A 2,329-nucleotide genomic window follows, 5' to 3' on the forward strand; every position below is an offset into this window, starting at 1 on the left:
GGCCGAGGCCGGGTTGCTGGATCGGACGGTGTTTACGCAGGCGGGTCTGTTCGCGGTCGAGGTGGCGCTGTTCCGGCTGCTGGAGAGCTGGGGGGTGCGCCCGGACTATCTGCTGGGGCATTCGATCGGCGAGATCACGGCCGCTCACGTGGCCGGGGTGTTCTCGCTGGAGGACGCCTGCCGTCTGGTGGCGGCGCGTGGGCGTTTGATGCAGGCGTTGCCGGATGGCGGGGCGATGGTCGCCATACGCGCCTCCGAGGCGGAGATACGGGAATCCCTCGCCACCTTCACCGATCGCGGCCGGGTCGACATCGCGGCCGTCAACGGGCCTGCGGCGACCGTCATTTCGGGTGACGAGGACGCGGTCGCGGAGTTGGCGGCCACCTGGGAGGTCGCAGGCACCAAGGTCAAGCGCCTGCGCGTCAGCCACGCCTTCCACTCGCACCGCATGGACGGCATGCTGGCCGACTTCCGCCAGGTCGCCGAGACCCTGTCGTACGGGGCACCGCGCATCGCGATCGTCTCCAACCTCACCGGCAAGGTCGCGTCCGCCGACGAGATCACCACTGCCGACTACTGGGTGCGCCATGTCCGCGAGGCGGTGCGCTTCCGCGACGGTGTGCGGCACCTCGAGTCCGTGGGCGTCAGCACGTTCCTGGAGCTGGGCCCGGACGGCTCGCTCTCCGCGATGGGCCAGGACTGCCTCTCCCCCTCCACCGGCTCGGTGGCCGGGCCGGACGTCGCGCTGGTGCCGGTGTCCCGAAGGGGCCGGGCCGAGCGCGAGACCCTCGTCAGGGCGCTCGCCACCGCGCACGTACGCGGTGTACCGGTCGACTGGCACGCGGTCTTCGCCGGTACGGGTGCACAGCGCGTCGACCTGCCGACCTACGCCTTCCAGCGCCGCCGGTACTGGATCGACGCCGCCGGTTCCGCCCGCGATGTCGCAGGCCTCGGGCAGCGTTCGGCCGGTCACCCGCTGCTCGGCGCCGCGGTCGGCCTGGCCGACCGCGACGGACTGCTGTTCACCGGCAGGTTGTCGCTCCGGTCCCACCCATGGCTGGCCGACCACGCCGTACTCGGGCAGATCATCGTCCCCGGCACCGCCTTCGCCGAACTGGCGCTGCACGCCGCCGACCAGGTCGCCTGCGACCGCGTGGACGAGCTCACGCTCGAAGCACCCCTGCTGCTGCCCGAGCGCGGCGGTGTCCAGATCCAGTTCGTCGTGGGGACGGAGGACGGGTCCGGGCCCGGGTCCGGTGTGCGCCCGTTCGCCGTCTACGCACGCCCCGAGAGCGCGGCCACCGACGAACCGCACAGGGAACAGCCCTGGACGCGGCACGCGACGGGCACGTTGATCGCCGACGGTTCGGCGCCGGACTTCGACCTCGAGGCGTGGCCCCCGGCCGACGCCGTACCGCTCGACGTCGACGGACTGTACGACGACCTGGAGGAGTTGGGGCTCGGCTACGGCCCGGCGTTCCAGGGGCTGCGTGCCGCGTGGCGGCTGGGCGATGCGGTGTACGCCGAGGTGCGGCTGCCCGACGAGGAGCCGGCCGGTGAGTTCGGACTGCACCCGGCGCTGCTCGACGCGGCCCTGCACACGATGGCCGTGCAGGGTGCGGACGACTCGGCGGGCGCCACCGGCCAGTACACCGAGGTACGACTTCCGTTCTCCTGGGCCGGGTTGCACCTGTTCGCGTCCGGCGCCTCCGCACTGCGCGTACGCATCGAACCCACGGGCGCGGGTACCGACGCCGTAGCCCACCGACGCCGTAGCCCTGCGGGTTGCCGACGACCAGGGGCGGCCGGTCGCCTCGGCCGACACGCTCGTCCTGCGACCGGTGTCCGCCGGCCAGCTCTCGGCGACCACACCGGCCACCCGGCAGAACCTGTACGCCCTGGAATGGGCCGCGGCGAACTCACCCGCCGTCGCCGATCGCGCCGGAGCGCGGCCGGGTCAGGGGTCCGTCGTGGGCCTGGGATGCCCGGAGGAGGCGTGCCGCGCGGCCGACCTGCCCTCGTACGCCGATCTGGACGCGCTGAAGCAGGCATACGAGGCCGGGCCGGACGCCCCGGACGCGGTCCTCGTATGGAGCAGCGGCGCCGCCGACAGTCACCTTCCCTCCGGGGTACGCGGGGCCGTCGGCCACGCGGTGTCGCTGGTGCGGGAGTGGCTCGCGGACGAGCGCTTCGCGGCCACCCGGCTCGTGTTCGTCACGCGTGGTGCCGTGGCCGTTGCGGCCGAGGGTGTCGAGGATCTTGCTGCTGCGGCGGTGTGGGGTCTGGTGCGGTCGGCGCAGTCGGAGAATCCGGATCGGTTCGTGCTGGT

The 2,329-nt window shown here is 72.9% G+C and carries 1 protein-coding gene and 1 pseudogene; both read left to right on the forward strand.

The window, feature by feature from the left end; all coding sequences use genetic code 11:
- Positions 1-61: 61 nt before the first annotated feature.
- Positions 62-1,672: pseudogene (locus ADK64_RS04940) on the forward strand (acyltransferase domain-containing protein); the annotation flags it as partial.
- A gap of 490 nt (positions 1,673-2,162) precedes the next feature.
- A partial coding sequence (locus ADK64_RS48880) for a SpnB-like Rossmann fold domain-containing protein (protein ID WP_420712938.1) occupies positions 2,163-2,329 on the forward strand: 167 nt, incomplete at its 3' end.

It is taken from the genome of Streptomyces sp. MMG1121 (assembly GCF_001280015.1).
Classification (GTDB): domain Bacteria; phylum Actinomycetota; class Actinomycetes; order Streptomycetales; family Streptomycetaceae; genus Streptomyces.